Genomic DNA, 20,423 nt, shown 5'->3' with positions numbered 1-20,423 from the left:
AGACCGACGACAAGAGCAACGGCCGTCAGTCGAAGGCCGAGCCTCACAGCCCGCGTACCAGCGAGTAGAGATCGGCGACCCAGAACACCAGCGGCAGCACCGCGGCGACGAACGCGTACTCGAGCAGCTCGACGGCCCGGCGCATCGGCGGCGTCGCGGACTGATTCGGCACGATCAGACCCATCACCAGCGCCGAGATCAGAATCACCAGCGCGGCACCGAAAACGACCAGGGGCTGGCGCATTTCGAGCGCGACGCCGACCAGCATGATCAGCACGATCGCCGCACCGCCCGCGATCAGCACGATGGCCTGCTCGGCGCCCGCGTAGGTGCGGCTGCGGAACATCAGCACCACCGCGCACACCAGCGCGAGCGAGATGCCCGGCCAGTAGGGATCTTCGGCGCCCGCGTCGATGGCCAGCAGCGCGCCGGCGACGGTGACCAGCGTGGTCGCGCTCACCAGGCCCGCGAGGTAGTTGCGTGCCCGCTCCGAACGCGCCCGCAGCGCGTCGAGGGTCGGTAGGGCGCGATGGTCGTCGGGATCGTCCTCGGTCGGGTCGATCGGGGTGCCGGGGGAGGGGACCGGCGGCAACGGCAGCTTGGCCAGCAGCATCGAAACACGCGGCGCGAGTGAGAGTCCGGCCAAACCGAGCGCGGCGACGACCGCGCCGATCGCCTTGGCCGGTTGCTCGGTGAGCAGCCCGACCAGGGCGGCGGGCACGCCGAACACCGAGAGGGTCGCCGTGCCGATGAACAGCGCGAGGCCGATGCCGGTGACCCGCCAGGCGAGCACCGCGACGGACCCGAGCAGGGTGAATCCGAGCAGCAGGTGCGCGGCGCCGTAGTGATCGGGGACGAGCAGCATGCCGCCGGTGAACGCGGTCGGCAGCGCGCAGCCCGCGAGCACGAGCGCGGCCGAGCCGTCGCGATACATCCGGCTCAGCACCGTGCCCGCCACCACGCAGAGGATCGCGACCAGCAACGCGAGCGATCCGGAAACCCAGAACGGCAACGCATCCGGCGCGGCCAGCAGGCCGAAGCAGCCGACCAGCATGGTGAGCGCGGCGAGCACCGAACCGGTGACGCGGGCGGTTCTCGGCGTCCAGCTGCGGTAGTGGTCGGCGTCGGCGACCGCGACGTTGTACATGATGTCGTCGAACAGTGGCGTCGGTGCCGCGTGCGAGGCGCTCTCCAGCATGAGCAGTTCGCCGTCGCGGACGCCTTGTTCGCCGAGGCTCAGCGAGTTCGAGAACGGGGGGTGGCCGATGCGGGCGAGTACCCATTCGGCGGGCTCGTAGCGTTCACCGTCGTTGTCGAAATCATTCGAGCGGCTGTGCTGCGCGACCATGTCGACCACGCTGGGGATGACGAGAGCGACCGGCACATCGACCGGAATAGCCATGTCTACCTGCGTGTGCTTGGCCAGGATGGTTACTCGGGCAAGGTCCGGCGCGCGTACGATGCCGCGTGCGGAGTCCTCTTCCACATGATCGAGTCGCGCGTGCGTCAAAACTCCCCCAGTTCCGTCTTTACCTCGTGTTTCCGCTCGACCGCTCACACGGCCGACAGTTTGCGGAACCCACCGTTCGGACAGCAGAATGCCTGACGAACCATACGACATGTCGGCCACGACCTCTACACTGAGCCCGTCGCGACGACAGATGAGCGAGTAGTCAAGCAGGGGGAGTCTTCGACCATGAGCACAGTCAGGTTCCAGCGCCGTGCCCGGCGCGAGATGCCGCGTACACCGGGTGGCGAGGTCACGTTGCAGCCGCCGCCGGAGATCCCCCGGATCACCCCGGGAAACCTGCTCGCGAAGCTGATGCCCGTCGTGATGGTCGTCGGCATGGTCGGCATGATGGCGCTGATGTTCACCCAGGGCAGCGGTATGCTGTCCAACCCGATGTCGATGATGTTCCCGATGATGATGATCATGTCGATGGTCACCATGTTCGGACAGGGTGGTGGCAAGGGCGCCAAGGCCGCTGAGGCCAACGAGGATCGCAAGGACTACCTGCGTTATCTCGATCAGGTCCGTAAAGATGTCGACGAGACCGCCAAGCAGCAGCGCGCCGCCGTCGAGTGGAGTCATCCCGAGCCCGGCCTGATCTGGATGCTCGCGGGCACCAGCCGGATGTGGGAGCGCCGCTCCGGCGACAAGGATTTCTGCCACGCGCGCATCGGCCTCGGTGGTCAGCGCCTGGCGACCAGGCTGGTAGCCCCCGAAACTGGCCCCGTCGAAGAGCTGGAGCCCATCGCCGCGGTGTCGCTGCGTCGTTTCGTGCGCGCGCATTCCACGGTTCCCGACCTGCCCACCGCCATCGCGGTGAAGGGCTTCGGCACCGTCGCCCTCGACGGCGACCGCGCGCAAGCCCGCGACATGACGCGCGCGATGTTGTTGCAGCTGTGCATGTTCCAGGCGCCCGACCAGGTGCTCGTCGCCGTGGTCTGTGGCCCGGACACCGCCCGCGAGTGGGAGTGGACCAAGTGGCTCCCACACACCCAGCACCCCGATTCCCAGGACGGCATCGGCACCCAGCGCATGTTCTACGGTTCCATCCGTGAGGCGATGAGCGGCCTGCATCCGCTGCTCGGCAACCGGGTGCGGTACTCGCGTAACCAGCCGAACAACCCGAACATGGTGCACGTGGTGATCGTCGTCGACGGTGGCCTGCTCGAGGCCGAAGACGACCAGCTGCGCGAGTCCGGGTACGAGGGTGTCACCATCATCGACCTGTGCAATTACGCACCACGCCTTGCTGTTTCGCGCGGCATCAAGATGGTGGTCGAGGACGGTGAGTGCCTCGGCCGCGGTGCCACCGGCAACCAGGAACGCTTCGCCACCATCGACCGGGTCAGCGCCGAGCAGGCCCAGCAGCTCGCCCGCAGGCTCGCGCCCTACCGCGCCGCGACCCAGCGCAGCAGCGATGTCGAGACCGACGAGACCGAGACGATCTCCACCTGGTCGCAGCTGATGAGCCTGGGCGATATCGGCAACTTCAACCCGGCCAGCGCCTGGCGACCCCGCTACGGCCGCGAACGACTGCGGGTGCCGTTCGGCATCGGCGCCGACGGTGCCCCGGTGGAACTCGACATCAAGGAAGCGGCGGAGAACGGCATGGGCCCGCACGGCCTGTGCATCGGCGCGACCGGTTCCGGTAAATCGGAATTCCTGCGCACCCTGGTGCTCAGCCTGCTCGCCACCCACTCGCCCGACCAGCTCAACCTGGTCCTCGTCGACTTCAAGGGTGGCGCCACCTTCCTCGGTCTCGACGGCGTCCCGCACGTAGCGGCGGTCATCACCAACCTCGAGGACGAAGCCGACCTCGTCGACCGTATGAAGGACGCGCTGGCGGGCGAGATGAACCGCCGCCAGGAAGTCCTGCGGCAGGCGGGCAACTTCGCCAACGTCTCCGAATACGAGAAGGCCCGCGCGGCGGGAGCCGACCTGGACCCGCTGCCCGCGCTGTTCGTCGTGCTCGACGAGTTCTCCGAACTGCTCACCCAGCACCCCGACTTCGCGGAACTGTTCGTGATGATCGGCCGTCTCGGTCGCTCGCTGCAGGTCCACCTGCTGCTCGCCTCGCAGCGCCTGGAGGAAGGCAAACTCAAAGGCCTGGAATCACACCTGTCCTACCGCATCGGCCTGAAGACGTTCTCCGCCAACGAGTCCCGTCAGGTCCTCGGCGTCCCCGATGCCTACAACCTGCCGAGCACCCCCGGTGGCGGCTACCTGAAGTCCGACTCGGGTGAGATCCAGCGCTTCCAGGCGTCCTACGTGTCGGGTCCCTATGTCGGTGGCGGTTCGGCCCGCGAGGTCACCAGCGCCGGCATCGTCGGCGGCGAGATCGACGTCAACGCAAGGCCTTTCGCGGCGACCCACGTCGGCTTCCGCACGTCCGATCGGGTTCCGCTGCCGGTGGAGGCCGCGTTCGAGCCGGAACCGGTCGGCGACGACAACGAGCAGATGTCGAACCTGAACATGCTGGTTTCGCGCATCTCGGGCCACGGCCGACCGGCGCACGAGATCTGGCTGCCGCCGCTCGACGAAGCGCCGACCATGGATCAGCTCGTGCCGCGCTCGATCCTCACCGGCGAATTCGCCGCGATCGCCACCCTGCGTGCTCCCATGGGTATCGTCGACCGTCCCTACGACCAGCGCCGCGACCCGTTCGTGGTCGACCTGTCGGGTTCGCGCGGCAACGTCGCGATCGTCGGTGGTCCACAGTCGGGCAAGTCGACCGCCCTGCGGTCGATGATCATGGCGATGGCGCTCACCCACACCGCCGAGCAGGTGCAGTTCTACTGCCTCGACTTCGGTGGTGGCACGCTGACCAGCCTGCAGGGTCTGCCGCATGTGGGTTCGGTGGCGAGCCGTCTCGACGAGGATCAGGTCCGGCGCACCGTCGCCGAGATGACCACGATCGTTCGTACGCGTGAGGCGAAGTTCCGTCAGCTCGGCATCGAGTCGATGGTCGAGTTCCGGCGCCTGCGCTCGATGGACCCGGCATCGAGTCCGGCCGCCCAGGGCGCGCACGAGGATCCGTTCGGTGACGTGTTCCTCGTCATCGACGGCTACGGCTCGATCCGCCAGGACTTCGACGCGCTCGAGCAGGTCATCATGAACCTTGCGGTGCAGGGTCTTTCGTATGGCGTGCACGTGGTGATCGCGCTCGCCCGCTGGGCCGAAGCACGCCCCGCGCTCAAGGACCAGATCGGCACCCGCATCGAGCTGCGCCTCGGCGATCCGATGGATTCCGACCTCGGCCGCAAGTTCGCGTCGCTGGTTCCGCAGGGGCGCCCCGGTCGCGGTATGACGGCGGAGTGCCTGCACATGCTCACCGCGCTGCCGCGCATCGACGGATCCTCCGATCCGTCGAATCTGGGTCAGGCGGTGTCCTCCGCCGTCGAGACGATCGCCCGGATGACACCGGGCCGTCCCGCCCCGCAGGTGCGCATGCTGCCCGACCAGCTGCCCCGCGAACAGCTGCTGTACCTGGCGGGTAACTGGCCTTCGCGCGTCGATCCGGCGACCAAGTGCCTGCGAATCCCGATCGGCATCAACGAGGCCGAGCTCGCTCCGATCTACATCGACTTCGCGGAGAGCCCGCACTTCATCATCATCGGCGACTCCGAATCCGGTAAGACCACACTGCTGCGCTCGATCATCGAGGGTATCGCCGCGTCGAACACCCCCAATGAGGCACGGTTCATCGTCGGCGACTACCGCCGCTCGATGCTGGGCATCATTCCCGAGGGCTACCAGGCCGGATATGGTTCCACCGCACCGCAATTCACCCAGAACATGGCCGACCTCGCGGCGTATGTCGCCAAGCGGACCCCCGGTCCGGAGGTGACGCCGCAACAGCTGCGTGAGCGTTCGTGGTGGACCGGTCCCGAACTGTATGTGCTCGTCGACGACTACGACCTGGTCGCCACCTCTTCGGGCAACCCCGTCGCGGCACTGGTCGAACATCTGCCGCATGCCCGAGACCTCGGTTTCCACCTGATCATCGCGCGCCGTTCCGGCGGCGCGAGTCGGGCCATGTACGAGGCGACGCTGGCCCGGATGAAGGACCTCGGTTCGGCGGCGCTGGTGATGAGCTGCAGCAAGGACGAAGGCGTCATGGTCGGTACCACGCGTCCCGGCCCCAAGCCCGCCGGGCGTGGCACCTACGTCACGCGCAATACCGAGGGCCTGGTCCAGACCGCCTGGATGCCGCAACCGGAATGACCGTCGTCGAGCTCGTTGTCAGCGAAGCCAAAGTGTGGGCGCGTGGCGCCACCACCCACTGCGATGTCGCACCGTCGGTTGTGTTGGGCAGCAACGGTTCCGATCTCGTCGTCGGTGAGCCGCTGACCCCACCCACCCAGGCGGTGTCGGTGGTGCAGTACCTGTCCGGCGGTGTGCTCGCGTTGCCGCCTCGGATGCCGACGGTGGACCAGGCCCTGTCCGCGGTGCTCGGGGCGATCATGGACACCCTGCGGGTGACGCCGCTGTGTGAGCGGATCGTCGTCGTGCACCCCACCTGGTGGGGGCAACCCGAGCTCGACCTGTTCGGCACCACGGCACAGCGATTCACCCACGAGGTCGTATTCGAGACCTGCGCGCTGCGGGCGTCGGCGATCGATGTCGCCGCCAGCCGTAGCCGCCGCACCGCGATCATCGAGTTCGGTACGCTGTCGACCTCGGTCGCCTCGGTCACCTACGACACGTACGGCACCCATGTCGAGGCGGTCGAGGTCGAACCGAATCTCGCGGCCTCCGAACTCGCAGGCGAGGAGGGGTTCGGTCAGCTCGTCGCGCTGCTGGGCCGCCTGCTCGCCGACCGTCCCGCCGATGTCGTCCAGGTGTTCGGGGCCACCGATCCGGCGATACTGGCCGCGGTGACCGCCGCTGTCGAAAGTGCTTGCGGTGCGGATGTACCCGTCAGCCCATTGACCGGAACGGACCTGGCGCGCCCTACGCACAAGGCCCCCGCCTACACGCCGAACATCCCGCCCGCGGCCGAGTGGATGCAGCCCCTGCGCGAACGCGCCGCGGCGACCAACCCGGTCGATCGCCGCCCGCTCTACCTCGGCGCCGCGGCTCTCGCCGCTGTTGTCGCAGCGGCGGCGATCGGTGGCTTCTTCCTGTTCGGCTCCGGTGACCAGCAGGCCACCGCCGCGGTCGCGACCACCCCGATTCCCGTCGTGACGAGCGCCGCGCCGCAACCCACATCGGCTAAGCCACAGCCCACATCGGCGAAGCCGCAGCCGAAACCCACCACCGCCACAGTCGGCCGCGTAGTAGTAGAGATCCCCGCGGGCTGGCACCGCACCACCGCCACCGACGCCCGCGCCGACCTGACTCCCGACGATGCCGCACGCCACCGCATCACCATCACCCAGAAACCGGTCAGCGCCAGTGCGGGCTACGACGAGGTCGCCGCCGACCTCGCCGCCCAAATCGCCGCAAAGCCCGCAGGCACCGTCACCCCCGTGCGCCGAGACGTAGTCTTCGCCGGCCGTCCCGGGCTTTCCTACGAAGAGCGCCCCGCCGACGGGTCAACAGTCCGCTGGCAGGTCCTCGTCGAACGCGGAGTCCAGGTCAGCGTGGGTTGCCAGTATGCCGCAGGAGGTTGGGACGGCGTGATGACAGCCTGTGAACAGGTAGTCGGCGCGGTCCACGTCGGGCCATAGCGATATCCGCCCGGTAGCGGGTCAGGAGAGCTTCCTCGATTGTCGAGGCGTGGCGGTGACGAATGCCGTGACGGATTCGGAGTGATTCGTCCAGTGACTTCCCAGCGTCCCCGTGCCCCCACGTCTTCATTTGATCAAGTGGATCGCCTCGATTCGGGTTCGGCGGTGTGCGCAAGTACGCTCGCAGCGGGTCGCCTGTTTCTCCTGTGCGGCCTGTGAATTGGGAGGGAAACCATGACTTATCCACCGCCGCAGCAGGGTCCGGGTTGGGCCCCTGGTCAGGGTGCGCCGCAGCCGTACGCCGGTCAGCAGCCCTATCCGCCGATGCAGCCGCCGCAGTATGGCTCGTTGCCGCAACCGCAGCAGGGAGGTCAACAACAGGGTTGGGGTCAACCCCCGCAGCAGGGATGGCCTCAACCGCCGCAGCAGAACCCGTGGTGGAAATCGCCCCTCGTGTTGGTCGGTGGCGCCGTTGTCGTCATCGGTGCGCTGGTCGTCGGGGTTATCGCTGTTTCCAGCGGAGGCAACGGTGATGCGGGAACGGTCGCAGCGTCCCCATCGGCAGTCCAGGAAGCGCCTGCCGCGACAACCTCTGCGAAGAGCACCTCGAAAGCCGCACCGACGACGACCAAGGCGGCAACGCAACCTGTTTCGGCCGACGCCAAGCTCGTCCTCGAAGCCTTGCCCGCGCCTCTACGTGAAGTCGTTGCCGTCAACACCATCACCGAGAAGGCTCCGATCGGCAACGACCAGTTCGCGGTGCGAGTGGTCTTCACAGTGCCGGCCAAGAACAGCCTGACGGTAGGCCTGCTCAGAACAGCCGTTGATATCGACCGCTACCCGATCGCGTGGATCGACACCAACCCGGACAAGCTACTCCGTCAGTGGAGCAGTCAGCACCCGGAATGGCTGATCGACAAGGGCGAGAAGAAGATCCGCATCGATGACACGATTCCGGGTGGTGGGGCCACGGTGGAAACTTTCAACACGGCGACGAAGCTGTACACGGTGATGTCAGGCTTCAAAGACAAAGATTCTGCCTTGAAGTACCTCGAACGCGCTGGGTTCTAGATCGACCGAGTCGCGGTCGGGTAGCGCTGCAATAGCGCACTTATGTCGGCGTCGGTTCGAAATCGCCTGCAGTAGAGACAATTCGAGCCCCCGAGCAAGTAGCTCGGGGGCTCGAAGAGGTGTGGCTCAGAACAGGCCGGCGAGGGCCGTATCCGTGCTCTGCAGATCGGAGTTACCGCTGCTGACGAGCCTCGCGGCACCGTCCAGCGTCGTCTGCAACTGCACAGAGTGGGTGTCCCAGGTAGCCTGCAGGGTACGGAAGGCCTCGGAGGCGCTACCTTCGTCCCAGCTCTCGGCGACAAACTTCGCAACTTCGTTCTTGAAGTCTTCGAGCATGTTCTGGACGCCCTGCGCAGCGTTCCGAATTTCATCGGCAGTGGCTGCGACCTCGCCGAACTTGGCAGAGATGTTGGTCATGAGATCTCCTTCGAATCAGTCGAATGTGTGAGTGAGGACTACAGGGCGGGGAGGTCGAGGCTCGACGTGTGCGACGCCACGGTGTCGCGGAACGCCTCGTCAGCGTTCGTGAACTTCCCGCTGGTGGTCATCAGGTTCTCGACGGTCTGCAGAAGCTTGTCGTTCAGCTTGTCAGCCTGGAAGTAGTACCGCTCCATGAACGAGTCGAACGCGAACTTCGCCTCACCCGTCCACGTGGCCGTGAGCTGGTCCTCGAAAGTCTTGAGGTCCCGGATTGCCTTCACGAGCGCGGCGTGCTTGTCTTCGCAGCCGTGCGCGAACGTCTTAACGGCTTCCGCGTTGACTGACGCTTTCACTGCCATAGTGGATCCTCTCCGAATGGGTCAGGTCGCGATGCTCCGCGGCATTCGACCTCTTCATCTAGTTGGACGCGAGCTGCGGGCGATCGGTTCCATCCAATTTTCGAAAGGTTCGGACGTCCCCGTTCACCGCCGTCCGCGGCGTTCGTCGTACTGCCGGTTCGTCCGGACGAACCGGTGGCGACAGTGTCGATGGCCAGTGCAAACGTCGGCGTCGCAACTGATGACCATCGTCGCCGTGGTCCCCCCTCCTCCCCGTCGCAGGCTGGTCGCGCTGCGGGCACGGCAACTGCCGTGGACCTTACCGCACCTTCGGGCGCGTGGCCATGTCCGATTCCTACTACCGCAGGCGATGCTCGTGCCGCATCGCCTATTTGATCTGCGTCTGCAGGACGGGAACAACCTTGTCGATCAGCGTCTGTTCAGAGCTCATCGACCAGTTCCGCATCGCGGCCACTGCTGCGGGGTCGTCGATCACGATGACTGTTGCCCGCGAGCTGGTGATCGCGGAAGGTAATCCGAGCAAGCCGCCCCCACCGGCTTTGGAATCGCTTCGGACAGCAAGGATGTACCCGTTGGTGACATTCGACAGTGCCGTGTAGCGATCGTCTTTGGCGATCGGACGGGGCGAGACTTCGTCACCGTTCTGTGTGTAGGTCGGGCTGTAGACGAGACCGAGGTCGCCGAGAAATCTGGTTTGAGGTGAAGGCGACAGGAAGACGCCCATCCCCGCATCGAAAGAGTTCGCGCCGGCGTCGAAGACATCCACCATGACAACCGGCTTCCCCTCGAAGGCGGGATTCTCCTTCCGCGACTTCTCGATTGGCGAGAGCACCTTCGAGGTCGAGGGGACCGGTGTCGACGCGGCGGTACCTGGATCGTCCTGCAGGGCAACGATTCCGATCGTCACGGCGACCGCGGCGGCAGCGGCCACGGCGGCGGCAGCTATCCACTTGCCACGGTGGCTCGGCCGCAGCGGTCCGGGGGCAGGCGGCACGTGCTGCTGGGTGTAGTAGTGAGAACCTGTTTCTGGACCGAGGACCTGAATCGGATAGGTCGGTGAGGTGTTTGTCGACACCGGATTGTGGCCCGGGGTCAACGCGGCGGCTGCCGCGTCAGTGAACTCTCGGCAGGTGCTGAATCTCTCGGCGGAGTTCTTCGCCATCGCACGCGCGAAAACGTGGTCCAACGCTGGGGGCAGGCCAGGGTTCACTGCGGTAGCCCGAGGCGGTGGTTCGTGAAGATGCCCCATCATCACCATGGCCGGTTGAGCTGCGGGATAAGGGTTTTGGCCGGTCAGCAGTTTGTAGAACGAACACGCCAAGCTATAGATGTCGGCTCGGTGGTCGAGCGCGCCGCCCGACAATTGCTCAGGGGGTGCGTACGCGATCGTCGCGAGGAAGCTGCCGGTTTGCGTGAGCTCACTGGCATCGTCGTTCGACTTCGCGACACCGAAATCGGTGAGGAGGACCCGTTCGTCTTCATCCCCATCGGAATTCGACAGCAAGAAGTTCGCGGGCTTGACGTCTCTGTGTAGCAAACCTTTTCGGTGCGCGTAGTCGAGGCCTTTTCCGACTTCTGTCACGATTCGCAGCGCTCGGAGCGGCGTCATCGCGTGACGGTCGCGAGCGCTCTCCGCCGACGCGTCGGTTCCGGGCACGTACTGCATCGCGATCCACAGCTGGCCATGCTCTTCGCCACGGTTGTACACCGACACGATATTCGGGTGATCGAGCCCGGCGGCGAGGTTGGCTTCGCGTTCGAACCGCGCCCGGAACTCGTGGTCACGAGAGAGTTCCGGACTCAGCACCTTCAGTGCATCCATCCGAGGAAGACTGGGGTGTTTTCCGAGGTAGACGGTGCCCATACCGCCTGCGCCGAGGATCCGATCAATTCGGTATCCGCCGACGATGGTGCCAGGACTCATCGCCATACTGACTGTCTCCTGTCCTGCATCAGCGAGGCGTTCTTTCTGTTCGTTGCAGCGTCTGTCGGATGGGCGAGCCGGGCGTTACTGACTGTTCGCGAGGAGCGCGTATTGAGCGGCAGCCCGCTGATGAGCATCGCGTAGCTGGTCGGCCTCGACCGTGGCGGTGTACTCGCGGTAGGTGACGACACACCGGAACCGCTTCTTCTCGATGTCATCCGTCGACTTTCCTTCGCCGCATTTCGCGTCGGGTAGAGCGGCAGGTGCGTCCGCGACACCAGGGTAGACGCCATCCAAGATCGTGGACGCGAGGCGTCGTGCGGACTCGGCGTCACGAGTCCGAAACAGCATCGAGGTGGAAAACGAGCCCGCGTAGCTCAGCGAGAAGCGGTCGAGTCCGACATCGGTGAGGGTTTCTTTCCACCGGGCTGTGTTGGCTACTTGATGCAGGAAGCCCTGCATGGTGTATGAGCCCTGTTTGCCGGGATCGGGTAGCCCCATTGCGTTGGGGTTGAAGGTGCGCCTGAGCATCCCATCTGGATCATTTTCCAGGAACAGCACTCCTTCCGCGGTCAGCGGCTCGAGCGCATCGAGGCGGGGAATCTGTGCGGCGTAGGACTTTTCGGCCAGATTCGTGAGGGCAGCGAGATCCGGGGTGGTGTTGCTGAGGTACAGGCTGATGACGTAGCTGCCTTTGGCCATCACCGAACCGATGGTGGCGACGCCGGGGCGCCAGTGTGTGTGTGCTTCGGGATAGCTGGGCAGCGGGACCTTTTCGTTCTTGTCCGCAGCTACGGCGAAGTCCGCCTCGGCGATCTCCGTCGCCGCCTGTTTCGCTACCGATTCATTCGGAAACTGCATGACCGCGACGGTGGTAAACGATTGCCCGTCGACCTTCTTGCCTGATTTATCCGGCTCCTTGTCCACGCTGCCCGAGGCGAAGCCGAACATCATCTTGTTCCGTTCGAGGACCGGTTTGGTGACGTCGGCAAGTACCGTAGTAGCTTTCGCCGCGTCGACAAACGGAATCGACCCGGTGCTGTACTTGAATCGAGGATCGATATCCATGCCGGTGACGACATGGTCGGACAATCGCATTACGGCGAGTTTCAGACCGCCGCTGAGGTCGTTCTGGTAGGTGTATCGCATATCCAACGGAGTAGTGGAATAAGATCCGACATCCAGCTTGCGAACATCGAGTTCGGCAGGTGTTGAGGAGCCTGTTACTGTAGAGTCGCAGCCGGAAACGGAGAGTGCGGTGATAATGGAGGCCATACGTACCGAAAGGCGTATTGTCCGCGAAAGCCTCGGTGATCTCTGGTCCATCTATTCCCTACTTACTCTTCGCCAAAATGGAATACTGCGCCGATATACGCTGATGCACATCCTTCAGCTGTGATGCCGCAACTTCAGCCGAATACCTGCCGTAGGAGACGGAGCAGTAGAATTTGACCGCATACGCGGATGGGCCGACATATTCCTTACAGAGCGCGTTGGGGAGATTTTTTGGAGATTCCACGCGACGGAAGAACTTAGATGGTTGCCCGTGCTCTTCGGCGATTTTCTGTGCCCCCTGCGCGTCTTTGGCGCGGTACACGAAGTCCCCCTGCCATGAGATTCGGTCCACGCCGGTTTCCTCGAACAACTTGGCGTCAGATTCCGGGCTTCCCGAAATATGAAGGCCTCCGTGTCGGGTATAAACGCCGGGTATGCCGCGTTGTGCACCGTCGATTCCTACCGTCGGCAAAGCTAAGCCGAGCATTCCGTCCAGGTCTATGTTGGATTCCAGTAGTTTGTCGAGGCGTGGTGGCGAATAGTCTTTCAGTCCAGCGGATATTTTGCTGATACTGCTCTCGGCTCGAGTCGCCAGCTTCTCGCTGTCGTGCGTTTTAAGCGTCGACATGACATTATCGTAGAGATACGTGGCAATAACGTATCTGCCAACAGCGATCCAGGAGTGAAACATTCCCGCCTGCCCTGGATCTACATGTGCGCGCGCAGCGGGATACTGTTTGATCTCCACAGGGGTGTTGGTCGGAGCGGTTCCGAATTCCTCGGTTGCCAAGATGTCGGCTGCGGCGAGCGCCTCTTGTTCGCTGTCGAAAAGCATGACCGTATTGTCGAGCTCCTGCGAGAGGTGCCCTTTTGTGCTTGTTTGTCCGGTGCTGACAAAGCCTCCGATGAAACCCTTGATCAGTTCGTTCAATCTATTGGGATCGGCCTTCATACGCCCCTTGATCACGCTGGAGCCGAAGTCGGTGAACAACCGAACTGCTCCAGACATGGCCGGTGGAGCGACGATAACCGCAGGGTCGATTTCCATCGGAAGTGCGATGTAGTTCGCCATTCGCATCGCTTCGACTGCGCGAGCTTGTTCGAGGCTGGTGACCTTGCCGTAGATCTTTGGCTCGGTCTTCAGGTTGCCGACATCGAGGCTACTCAGGTCGACTTGCGCCGCCACGGGTGTGTCTGCTGCTTCCGGCGAATCGCCACACCCGGCGGCGGTGGCGACAGTCATGGCTACCCCCGCCGCGAACAGCGCCGCGCTCGTTCTCCTCATGTATTCCCCTCCATACGAACTCCCCGGTCTCCGAACCCCGGGCGCAGCACCTCGGGGCTCTTGCCACCCCGCCAGCCAAGCGCTCCAGAGAAGATAGCACTCACACAAGGGTCGCGCGCTCGACGCTTGTCGACCCTCTCAGGTCGTGATCGTCGATGTGGCGGAGGGAGGACGGTAGGTGTCCGTACCGGCGTCCACCGGGTCGTCACCGTGCGTTTGCGAATAGTGCATATTGCGCGGCCGCACGTTGATGGGCATCCAAAAGCTGGTTGCCGCTTACTATTCCGACGTATTCCTTGTAGGCGAGGATGCAGCTGAACCGTTTCGAGGCGCCGGGGCGTTTGTTCTCCGCGCAGGCGGTGTCGGGGAGGTTGGGTGGGTTGGCGGCTGCGGCTTCTACCTGCCAGAGGAACAACTTCTCGGTGACCGCGCGGCGGGCGGTGTGCTCGTCGGGGGTGCGGACGGCGATCGAGCCCCAGGACAGGGCTACCTGTTGGGCGCTCATCTCGGTGAGTCGCTCGTCGATGTAGTGGCGATCGGTGGGGAGCTGGTCGCCCGCGTAGTGCAGGATGCCGTGTTTGCCGGTGACCAGGTAGTAGCCGGAGCCCTCTGGGTTGGCCAGCTGGTCGGGGTTGAGGGTGCGCATCAGGAGGTGGTCGGGGTCCCACGGCAGCGTCATGACCTCTTCGTCGGTCAGTGGCGTGGTTTCGGCCAGTGCCGCGATCTGCTCGGTGAAGGCGTTCGCGGCGAGGGCGGTGAGTGCCTGCTGATCGGGTGTGGGGACCGAGAGCAGGAAGGCGATCACGTAGGGGCCGTGGGGGAGAATGGTGCGCAGGAAGGGGGAGTCCGGACGCCAATGGGACAGGGCCGCAGGGTGTCCGGGGATGGCGACGGGCTGGTTGCGGCCTGCCTTCATCGCGAAGTCGGTGTCGTAGAACTCTTTCGCGGCGGCGGACGCCTGGTCCGAGTCGGGGAACTGCAGGACCATCGTGGTGGCGGTGAGCCGGTTGTCGGCCTTCTTCGTCGGCCAGTCACCGGAGGTCTCGACGCGCGAATCCTTCGCGGCGCCATTGGATTCGAAGCCGTACAGCATCTTGTGCTGCTTGGCGACGGCCGACATCGCGGACGCGTCGCCGAGAGCCGACGGCATGACGCCTGCGGAGACGGTGGTCGCGCGTTTGCCGTAGGTCATCTGGGCGTCGACGTCGCGCGAGTTGATCACATAGTCGGCGATCCGCATCGCCGCTACCTCGTACATCTCGTAGAACGGCGGGACCGGATCGTCGTCGTGGGCGTTGATCGGCTCGGTGGGATAGGAGCCGACATCGAGGGAACGAACATCCATCTCGCCGGGCAGCGCCTGCCCGGACAGGGTGGAGCCGCACGCGGTCAGGGTGGTGGCGAGTACGGCAGCCAGCACCGCGTGTCGAATTCTCATGCTGCGTTCACCAGCAACGCGTACTGGGCCGAGATTCGCTGTTGGGCGTCGAGGAGCTGGTTCGACCAGACATAGGCGGCGTAGCGGTCGTAGGACACCGCGCAATAGAAGCGGATCGCGATCCGCTGTTGTCTGCCGATGTATTCCTTGCACTGGGCGCTCGGCAGGTTCTTCGGCGCGGCGGACGCGGTGAATTTGCGGGTGACGCCGCCGAGTTCGTCCCGCACGCCCTGGGCGCCTGCGATATCGCGGGCTCGGTAGACCTCGGCGCCGTCGTTGGCGTACAGGTCGATGCCGTGGTCGTCGATCATCTTCGCCGTGTCCACGGGGTCGGAGACGAAGTGGCGGGCGGTGCGGCCCGTGTAGACGCCCGGCGGGTTGATCCAGGAATCCTCGCGGGGACGGGGTGCGGTGCGGCCGAGCATGCCGTCGCGGTCGCGCTGCAGGCTCATCAGGTCGGTGCTGGGGGTGGGGGTGAACTTCGCGACCGCGGGGACGATCGTGTCGAGGCTTTTACGGGTGAGGTCGAGCAGTGCTTGCTTGTCGACCTTCTCCAGCCAGGTCATCAGGTAGTCGTAGACCCAGGTGTAGATCACCAGATGGCCGGTGGCGAACCAGGATCCGATCGACTGCTGATCCGGTTGCCAGTGCGCGGTCGCCGCCGGGTAGCCGGGGATCTCGATGGGCTGGTTGTTCGGGGCGTAGCCGAAGTCCACCTTCTCCAGCTCGGTCGCGGCGGTGGCGGCCTTCTGCGCGTCGGGGAAGATCATGACCGCGTTCACCATGTCGATGCCCATATTCGTGGGCTTGGTCTGCGCCGAGCTCACGAAACCGCCGATGAAGTCGGGGGCGACCTCGGTGAACCGGTCGACGGCCATGATCTTGCCCAGCGCGGCTCTGGCATCGAGGAAGACCGACGCGATCGATGGATTGGTGTGGACGAATCGGGGATCGATATCGGCGGGCGTCGGCACGAAATCGCCGAGCCGTTCGGCCTCGACGAAGCGGGCCTGGTCCTGGTTCGAGACCGTCCCGACCTCGCGGGGTTGGGTCGGATAGTTGCCGACATCGAGAGTGGCGAGGTCCACCGGGGTGTCGATGGCGGCGATCTCAACGGGATCAGCACAGGCCGTGACGACGGTGGTCAACAGCGCGGTCGCCAGGAGACCGACCACTTTGGTGGCTCGCAAACTCATTCCTCCCCGAAACGATTGTCGGCGGAATCCTACGTCACCGCTATCGAGGAGTGGGGTCGAGCGAGCTCACAGACTATTGGCCAGCAGGGCGTACTGGGCGGTGATCTTCTGGCGGACCTCGGGTTCACCGTCTGCGCTGACCATGGCGAGGTAGCGCTTGTAGGTGACATAGCAGCGGTAGACGTAGTCGTCTTCCTTGTTGCCGCTGTCGTTGAGCTTGAGGCAGGTCGCGGTGGGGACGTCGGCGGGGGCGGTGATCGGGTCGTATTGGCCCGCCGAATCGATGAGGCCCTGCATGAGGGCGTTGGCGGCGGACTGGTCGCGGACCCGGGTGACGGCGCCGCCGTCGACCACCGCGTGCGCCTCGACTCCTGTCGCGTCGACGAGGTTCTGGCGGACCGTGAGGTCGGCGGCCTTGTTGACGAGGTGTTGTGGGGCGTAGGTGGCGAAGGAGTACTGGTCGGGGTGCATGGCGGAACGGTCGGCGACTACGGCACGGGCGAGGAGCCCGGTGGGGTCGACGGCCAGATCGGAGATCTTCTCGGCGGGTGTGGGGGCGAACTTCGCCAGCTGGGTGAGTTCGGCGGCGAGATTCTGGTCGACCCAGGCGGTGAGGTCGGTCGCGTCGGCCTTGGGACGCTGGATGAACAGTGAGATCACGAACTCGTCGTGGGCGAGAAAGGCGCCGATGGTCGGCACGCCGGGGCGCCAGTGGAGGTAGGCGTCGGGGTATTTGGTCGAGGAGAGTTTGCGGTTGTCGGGGGAGACGGCCAGGTCGACGTCCTCGAGTTCCCGCGCGGCGAGAGTGGCGGCGGCCGCGGTGGGGAAACGCAACAGCGCTGTGGTCAGGGCGGTCGCGTCAGCGCTGGGTCGGGACTTGCCGTCCGGATCGGCCCGGTCGGCGCCGAGCGCGACGTAGCCGGTCACGAATTTGCGTTTCTCCAGAACGGGTTTGGAGACATTCGCGATGAAATCCAGCGCGCGTTCGATATCGGGGATGATCACGCCGCCGCGTCCGTGCGAGAGCGAGGGATCGATGCGCAGGGCGGGCACCACGGCCGCCGACATCCGCGCACCCTCGACGATCGCGCCTCGGTTGCCCGCGGTGGCGGTGTAGGTATGCCGGTCGGTGGCGAAGGTCCCGGTCTCCAGGCCACGCACATCGGGCTCACCGGCGACGGGCGTGCCGCTGACCGCGCAGCCGGTGAGGGTGATCAGGGCGCCACACAAGGCGAGCCCGATGCGAAATTTGGTCGAACCGATCATCACAAGCCCCTCGATGTCCGCCGCGAGGTGCTCACCTCCGCCATCGGCTACTCGATACGAAGTTACCGGACCGAACCCGCCCAGGGGGACCTATGTGGGGTGCTTGCCATACTCTGGATGTCATGGCGACCCCCCTGCTGCGCAGTTCCGGTGGAGACCGATACCTGTGAGGGATCGGCAGGTCGAAGTGGTACTCGGAAGTCACGCCGTCGCACGGGTCGCGGGCGCGGTGATCGTGGTCGCCCATCGCGGGCAGGGCAGGCTCACGCCCGGTGATACCGCCGCGATCGCGCTGGAATCGCTGGCGGAGCTGGTGCGCGACGCGCACGAGCAAGCGCCGTCGGGGCCGGGTTCGGTGGTGGCGCGTGAGGCGACTCGGTGGCTGATGAAGTACGCCGAGCAGATCTCGCCGGGTGTGCCGATCGATTTCGGGGTGCTCTCGGCCGCCGACAACGGTGGCGTGGCGATCTTCCTGCACGGTTCGGTGACGGCGGTACTCGCCGACGAACGAGGCCCGGAGTACTACCGCGGCAGTGACGCGGCGTTCACCGTCGACCGGGTCGCGTCCGAGCCGGCGAAGGCTGTCGCGCTGTTCGTCGATGACGCCAAGGGGCGGATTCCGGACCTTCCGCTCGAGCGCGGAATCGGTTGGCTGGTGGAGGGAATCGCGCAGGCGGGCGGGGCCGTGATGTGGTCCAACGATGTGCGCAGTCGGGTGCGGACCGCGGAACCTGTTGGCGGAACACGCAGGCCGCCACCGGCTACCGCGCGCATCGATCGGGAACCGCGTGCGCCGCAATCGGATCCGCGACCCAGCGAGCAGCCCGCGACCGGGATGCAGCCGGCGACATCGCTGATGGACGCGGTCACCGGCACGGTCGACACCCCGATCGTCGACCCACACAACGCCGAAACCCGGCTTTCCGGAACCAATCCGGCACCCGAACCCGATCCCGACCTGCAGCGCAGGCTCGAGGCCACCGCCAAGTCGACGGTGCTGGCGGTGAAGGTGATGGGATTCAAGTGCGCGCGTGCCCATCCCAGTGATCCGCGCTCGGCGTTCTGCACGGTGTGCGGCATGCCGGTCGACCAGACCCAATCCCTCGCCGAGGTGGTTCGCCCACCGCTGGGCATGCTCGTGCTCGACGACGGCATGACCTACCTGATGGCCGCCGACGCGGTGATCGGGCGCGACCCCGAGCACTCCGACGCCGCCCAACGCGGACTCATCCCGCTGCGCATCGACGACACCTCCGGTGGCATGTCGCGCGCGCATGCCGAAGTGCACCTGGTGAATTGGGACGTACAACTCATCGATCGCGGTTCCACCAACGGAACCCGCAGCAGGCACCCCGGCTACCGCGACTGGGTCCGCCTAACCCCGAACCAGCCGATGATCCTGGTCCCTGGCACCGAGGTGATGATCGGCAACCGAGTGCTGCGCTACGAACCAGCCGCCCCACCACCGTTCGGCTGAGTCCTGTAATCCAACCGGTTGTCGGTTTGCTCGACTGTCGCTATTCGTACCTGGCCGAGCACGGGGCGGGGCCGCCGAGCACGCCTGCTCGGAACGCGTCGATGCGGGCGAATCCGCTCGGCACCGTTTTCGCCTCGGTATCGCTGGCGGCCAGCCCGTCGGTGAGGAGACCGGAGACGGCCTCGTCCAGATCGCCCGCGGCCAGCATGATGTCCCCCTGGGACACGGGGCGATCCGGACGGGCGAGTTCTCGGGTGACGGCACCGGAGAGGCACGCGGCCCTGAGTCCGGTTTTCGCTCCCGTGAGCGGTTGGTTCTGGCTCTTCTGCACGGCCAGCGTGTATCTCGAGATCACCGCGATGTACGCGTTGTAGTCGCCGCTGACTTTGACAGGCAACGGACCGTCTTCGTCGGCTGAGTTGGAGCTGCGTTGGGCCAGGCCCGGAATGTCGATCGCGATCGTATTGCTCGATGGGCAGTACGAAACGGGTTCGGTGGAAACTCCGTTGTTGCAGGTGATGACGGCACCACCGTAGCTGAAGACTGGGTTGGGCTTGGTCGGCATGATCGACGCGAGAGCCTTGCTCAATTCGATCAAGCTCGATTTCGACACCTCTTGTTCGCCGGATGCTCCTCCGTAGCTCTGCGGAAGATCGCCGCGGCGCTGGTCGATCTCCTCGGAGTCGATGCCCTTGCAGCCGCGCGGTCCGTCGGTGAAGCCGATCTGGACCGCGGTGACGCGTTCGAAGGCCGAACCGTGCACGCTCTCCGGGTCGTCGGGATCGGAGTCGCGAATCGAGACGGTCGCGGCCAGAACGGAATTCAGGCCGTCGGAGGTGTTGATCGTGAAGTGCTTCGACTTGCCTTCCGCGACATGGCGCATGAAGGCGCCCGCGAAGCAGTCGGCCTGCTGTTCCTTCACCAGGACCGGCGTCTTCTTGGTGACCATCTTGGCCATGCTCTGGATGGCGTGGCCGTATTCATGGGCGAGCACCATCACCACCGACATCGCGCCGAAGGTCTCGCTCATGGTGGGCAGCAGCATCTCGCGGTCCCAGCCGATGGAGTTGTCGCTGCGGCAGTAGGCGGCATTGACCAGGTGGTAGGTGGTTTCCTTGCAGAATTCGACGGCTTGGTTACGCGAGGCGCGCGCGTTCCAGGAGATCAGCTTCTCGACCGGGTCGAAGGTCTCGCCGGGGAATTCGGCGCCGAAGCCCGCCTGCCAGTAGGACTGGATGTCGTCGATCGCGTTGAGCGCCAGCTTGTCCACCTCGCCGCCGTCGCCGTTGGACGCGGTGAGGGGCGAATCCGGGATGCCGGTGCGCGGACCGTTCGGCCCGCCGGTGGTCGGCAATCCCGCCACTTGGAACGGGTCGTCGTAGATCGAGACGCCGTGGCCGTCGATCGCCCGCGTGCAGCCGACACCCATCAGCGCGCATAGCACGACAGAGATCGCCATGAACACTTGGGCTTTCGGCATCAGTCCCCCTGGTCGGCCGGATTCACGTGCAGGTCGATCGCCGGATCGGG

The 20,423-nt window shown here is 65.2% G+C and carries 14 protein-coding genes; 4 read left to right on the top strand and 10 right to left on the bottom strand.

Translation table 11 applies throughout. The features are described 5' to 3' along the window. Positions 1–43: 43 nt before the first annotated feature. Entirely contained in the window at positions 44–1,510 is a 1,467-nt protein-coding gene (gene eccD, locus NA12_RS08595; RefSeq protein ID WP_067448154.1) for a type VII secretion integral membrane protein EccD, read from the bottom strand. 186 nt (positions 1,511–1,696) lie between these two features. Between eccD and eccCa the strand changes: the two genes are divergently transcribed. The 3 genes from eccCa to NA12_RS08580 all read left to right on the top strand — a co-directional run bounded on the left by eccCa (position 1,697) and on the right by NA12_RS08580 (position 8,253). Further along, positions 1,697–5,734: a type VII secretion protein EccCa gene (eccCa, locus tag NA12_RS08590; protein ID WP_067448152.1), complete on the top strand. Its 4,038-nt coding sequence runs from the start codon at positions 1,697–1,699 to the stop codon at positions 5,732–5,734. Beyond that, positions 5,731–7,182: a type VII secretion-associated protein gene (locus NA12_RS08585; protein ID WP_067448150.1), complete on the top strand. Its 1,452-nt coding sequence runs from the start codon at positions 5,731–5,733 to the stop codon at positions 7,180–7,182. The genes eccCa and NA12_RS08585 overlap by 4 nt, the downstream gene beginning before the upstream one ends. Positions 7,183–7,416: 234 nt before the next feature. Next, complete coding sequence (locus NA12_RS08580) at positions 7,417–8,253, top strand: hypothetical protein (RefSeq protein WP_132370155.1); 837 nt, start codon at positions 7,417–7,419, stop codon at positions 8,251–8,253. A gap of 126 nt (positions 8,254–8,379) precedes the next feature. Here NA12_RS08580 and NA12_RS08575 read toward each other — a convergent pair whose 3' ends face one another. From NA12_RS08575 to NA12_RS08540, 8 genes are all read right to left on the bottom strand, one after another. Then, on the bottom strand, positions 8,380–8,670 hold the full coding sequence (locus NA12_RS08575; protein ID WP_067448145.1) for a WXG100 family type VII secretion target: 291 nt from the start codon (positions 8,668–8,670) through the stop codon (positions 8,380–8,382). A 38-nt stretch (positions 8,671–8,708) separates the two neighbouring features. Beyond that, complete coding sequence (locus NA12_RS08570) at positions 8,709–9,032, bottom strand: WXG100 family type VII secretion target (RefSeq protein ID WP_067448143.1); 324 nt, start codon at positions 9,030–9,032, stop codon at positions 8,709–8,711. Between the two features lie 367 nt (positions 9,033–9,399). Beyond that, positions 9,400–10,962 (bottom strand): serine/threonine-protein kinase, encoded by a 1,563-nt coding sequence (locus tag NA12_RS08565; protein ID WP_067448141.1) that lies wholly within the window; start codon positions 10,960–10,962, stop codon positions 9,400–9,402. Between the two features lie 78 nt (positions 10,963–11,040). Then, on the bottom strand, positions 11,041–12,231 hold the full coding sequence (locus tag NA12_RS08560) for a DUF7373 family lipoprotein (protein WP_132370157.1): 1,191 nt from the start codon (positions 12,229–12,231) through the stop codon (positions 11,041–11,043). Positions 12,232–12,289: 58 nt separating this feature from the next. Next, a complete protein-coding gene (locus NA12_RS08555; protein ID WP_169810411.1) occupies positions 12,290–13,474 on the bottom strand; it encodes a DUF7373 family lipoprotein in 1,185 nt (394 codons plus the stop codon). 247 nt (positions 13,475–13,721) lie between these two features. After that, on the bottom strand, positions 13,722–14,954 hold the full coding sequence (locus tag NA12_RS08550) for a DUF7373 family lipoprotein (RefSeq protein ID WP_132370159.1): 1,233 nt from the start codon (positions 14,952–14,954) through the stop codon (positions 13,722–13,724). After that, a complete protein-coding gene (locus tag NA12_RS08545) occupies positions 14,951–16,150 on the bottom strand; it encodes a DUF7373 family lipoprotein (protein ID WP_067448133.1) in 1,200 nt (399 codons plus the stop codon). The genes NA12_RS08550 and NA12_RS08545 overlap by 4 nt, the downstream gene beginning before the upstream one ends. 66 nt (positions 16,151–16,216) lie before the next feature. Further along, complete coding sequence (locus tag NA12_RS08540) at positions 16,217–17,416, bottom strand: DUF7373 family lipoprotein (protein WP_067448131.1); 1,200 nt, start codon at positions 17,414–17,416, stop codon at positions 16,217–16,219. A 166-nt stretch (positions 17,417–17,582) separates the two neighbouring features. Between NA12_RS08540 and NA12_RS08535 the strand changes: the two genes are divergently transcribed. After that, on the top strand, positions 17,583–18,893 hold the full coding sequence (locus NA12_RS08535; protein WP_067448129.1) for an FHA domain-containing protein: 1,311 nt from the start codon (positions 17,583–17,585) through the stop codon (positions 18,891–18,893). A 40-nt stretch (positions 18,894–18,933) separates the two neighbouring features. Here NA12_RS08535 and NA12_RS08530 read toward each other — a convergent pair whose 3' ends face one another. Beyond that, positions 18,934–20,373, bottom strand: coding sequence for a neutral zinc metallopeptidase (locus tag NA12_RS08530; protein ID WP_067448127.1), 1,440 nt, complete (start codon positions 20,371–20,373; stop codon positions 18,934–18,936). Between the last annotated feature and the right edge of the window lie 50 nt (positions 20,374–20,423).

Source organism: Nocardia alba NBRC 108234, from assembly GCF_001612665.1.
Taxonomy (GTDB): Bacteria; Actinomycetota; Actinomycetes; order Mycobacteriales; family Mycobacteriaceae; genus Nocardia; species Nocardia alba.
Note: the sequence above shows the minus strand (reverse complement) of the source record. Positions and strands in the feature narration are given on the sequence as shown.

Coding starts and splice junctions, on each gene's coding strand:
- NA12_RS08555 (WP_169810411.1), bottom strand. CDS start 13,474: ATGACTGTCGCCACCGCCGCCGGGTGTGGCGATTCGCCGGAAGCAGCA.
- NA12_RS08540 (WP_067448131.1), bottom strand. CDS start 17,416: ATGATCGGTTCGACCAAATTTCGCATCGGGCTCGCCTTGTGTGGCGCC.
- NA12_RS08570 (WP_067448143.1), bottom strand. CDS start 9,032: ATGGCAGTGAAAGCGTCAGTCAACGCGGAAGCCGTTAAGACGTTCGCG.
- NA12_RS08580 (WP_132370155.1), top strand. CDS start 7,417: ATGACTTATCCACCGCCGCAGCAGGGTCCGGGTTGGGCCCCTGGTCAG.
- NA12_RS08575 (WP_067448145.1), bottom strand. CDS start 8,670: ATGACCAACATCTCTGCCAAGTTCGGCGAGGTCGCAGCCACTGCCGAT.
- eccCa (WP_067448152.1), top strand. CDS start 1,697: ATGAGCACAGTCAGGTTCCAGCGCCGTGCCCGGCGCGAGATGCCGCGT.
- NA12_RS08585 (WP_067448150.1), top strand. CDS start 5,731: ATGACCGTCGTCGAGCTCGTTGTCAGCGAAGCCAAAGTGTGGGCGCGT.
- NA12_RS08560 (WP_132370157.1), bottom strand. CDS start 12,231: ATGGCCTCCATTATCACCGCACTCTCCGTTTCCGGCTGCGACTCTACA.
- NA12_RS08550 (WP_132370159.1), bottom strand. CDS start 14,954: ATGAGAATTCGACACGCGGTGCTGGCTGCCGTACTCGCCACCACCCTG.
- NA12_RS08530 (WP_067448127.1), bottom strand. CDS start 20,373: ATGCCGAAAGCCCAAGTGTTCATGGCGATCTCTGTCGTGCTATGCGCG.
- NA12_RS08565 (WP_067448141.1), bottom strand. CDS start 10,962: ATGGCGATGAGTCCTGGCACCATCGTCGGCGGATACCGAATTGATCGG.
- NA12_RS08545 (WP_067448133.1), bottom strand. CDS start 16,150: ATGAGTTTGCGAGCCACCAAAGTGGTCGGTCTCCTGGCGACCGCGCTG.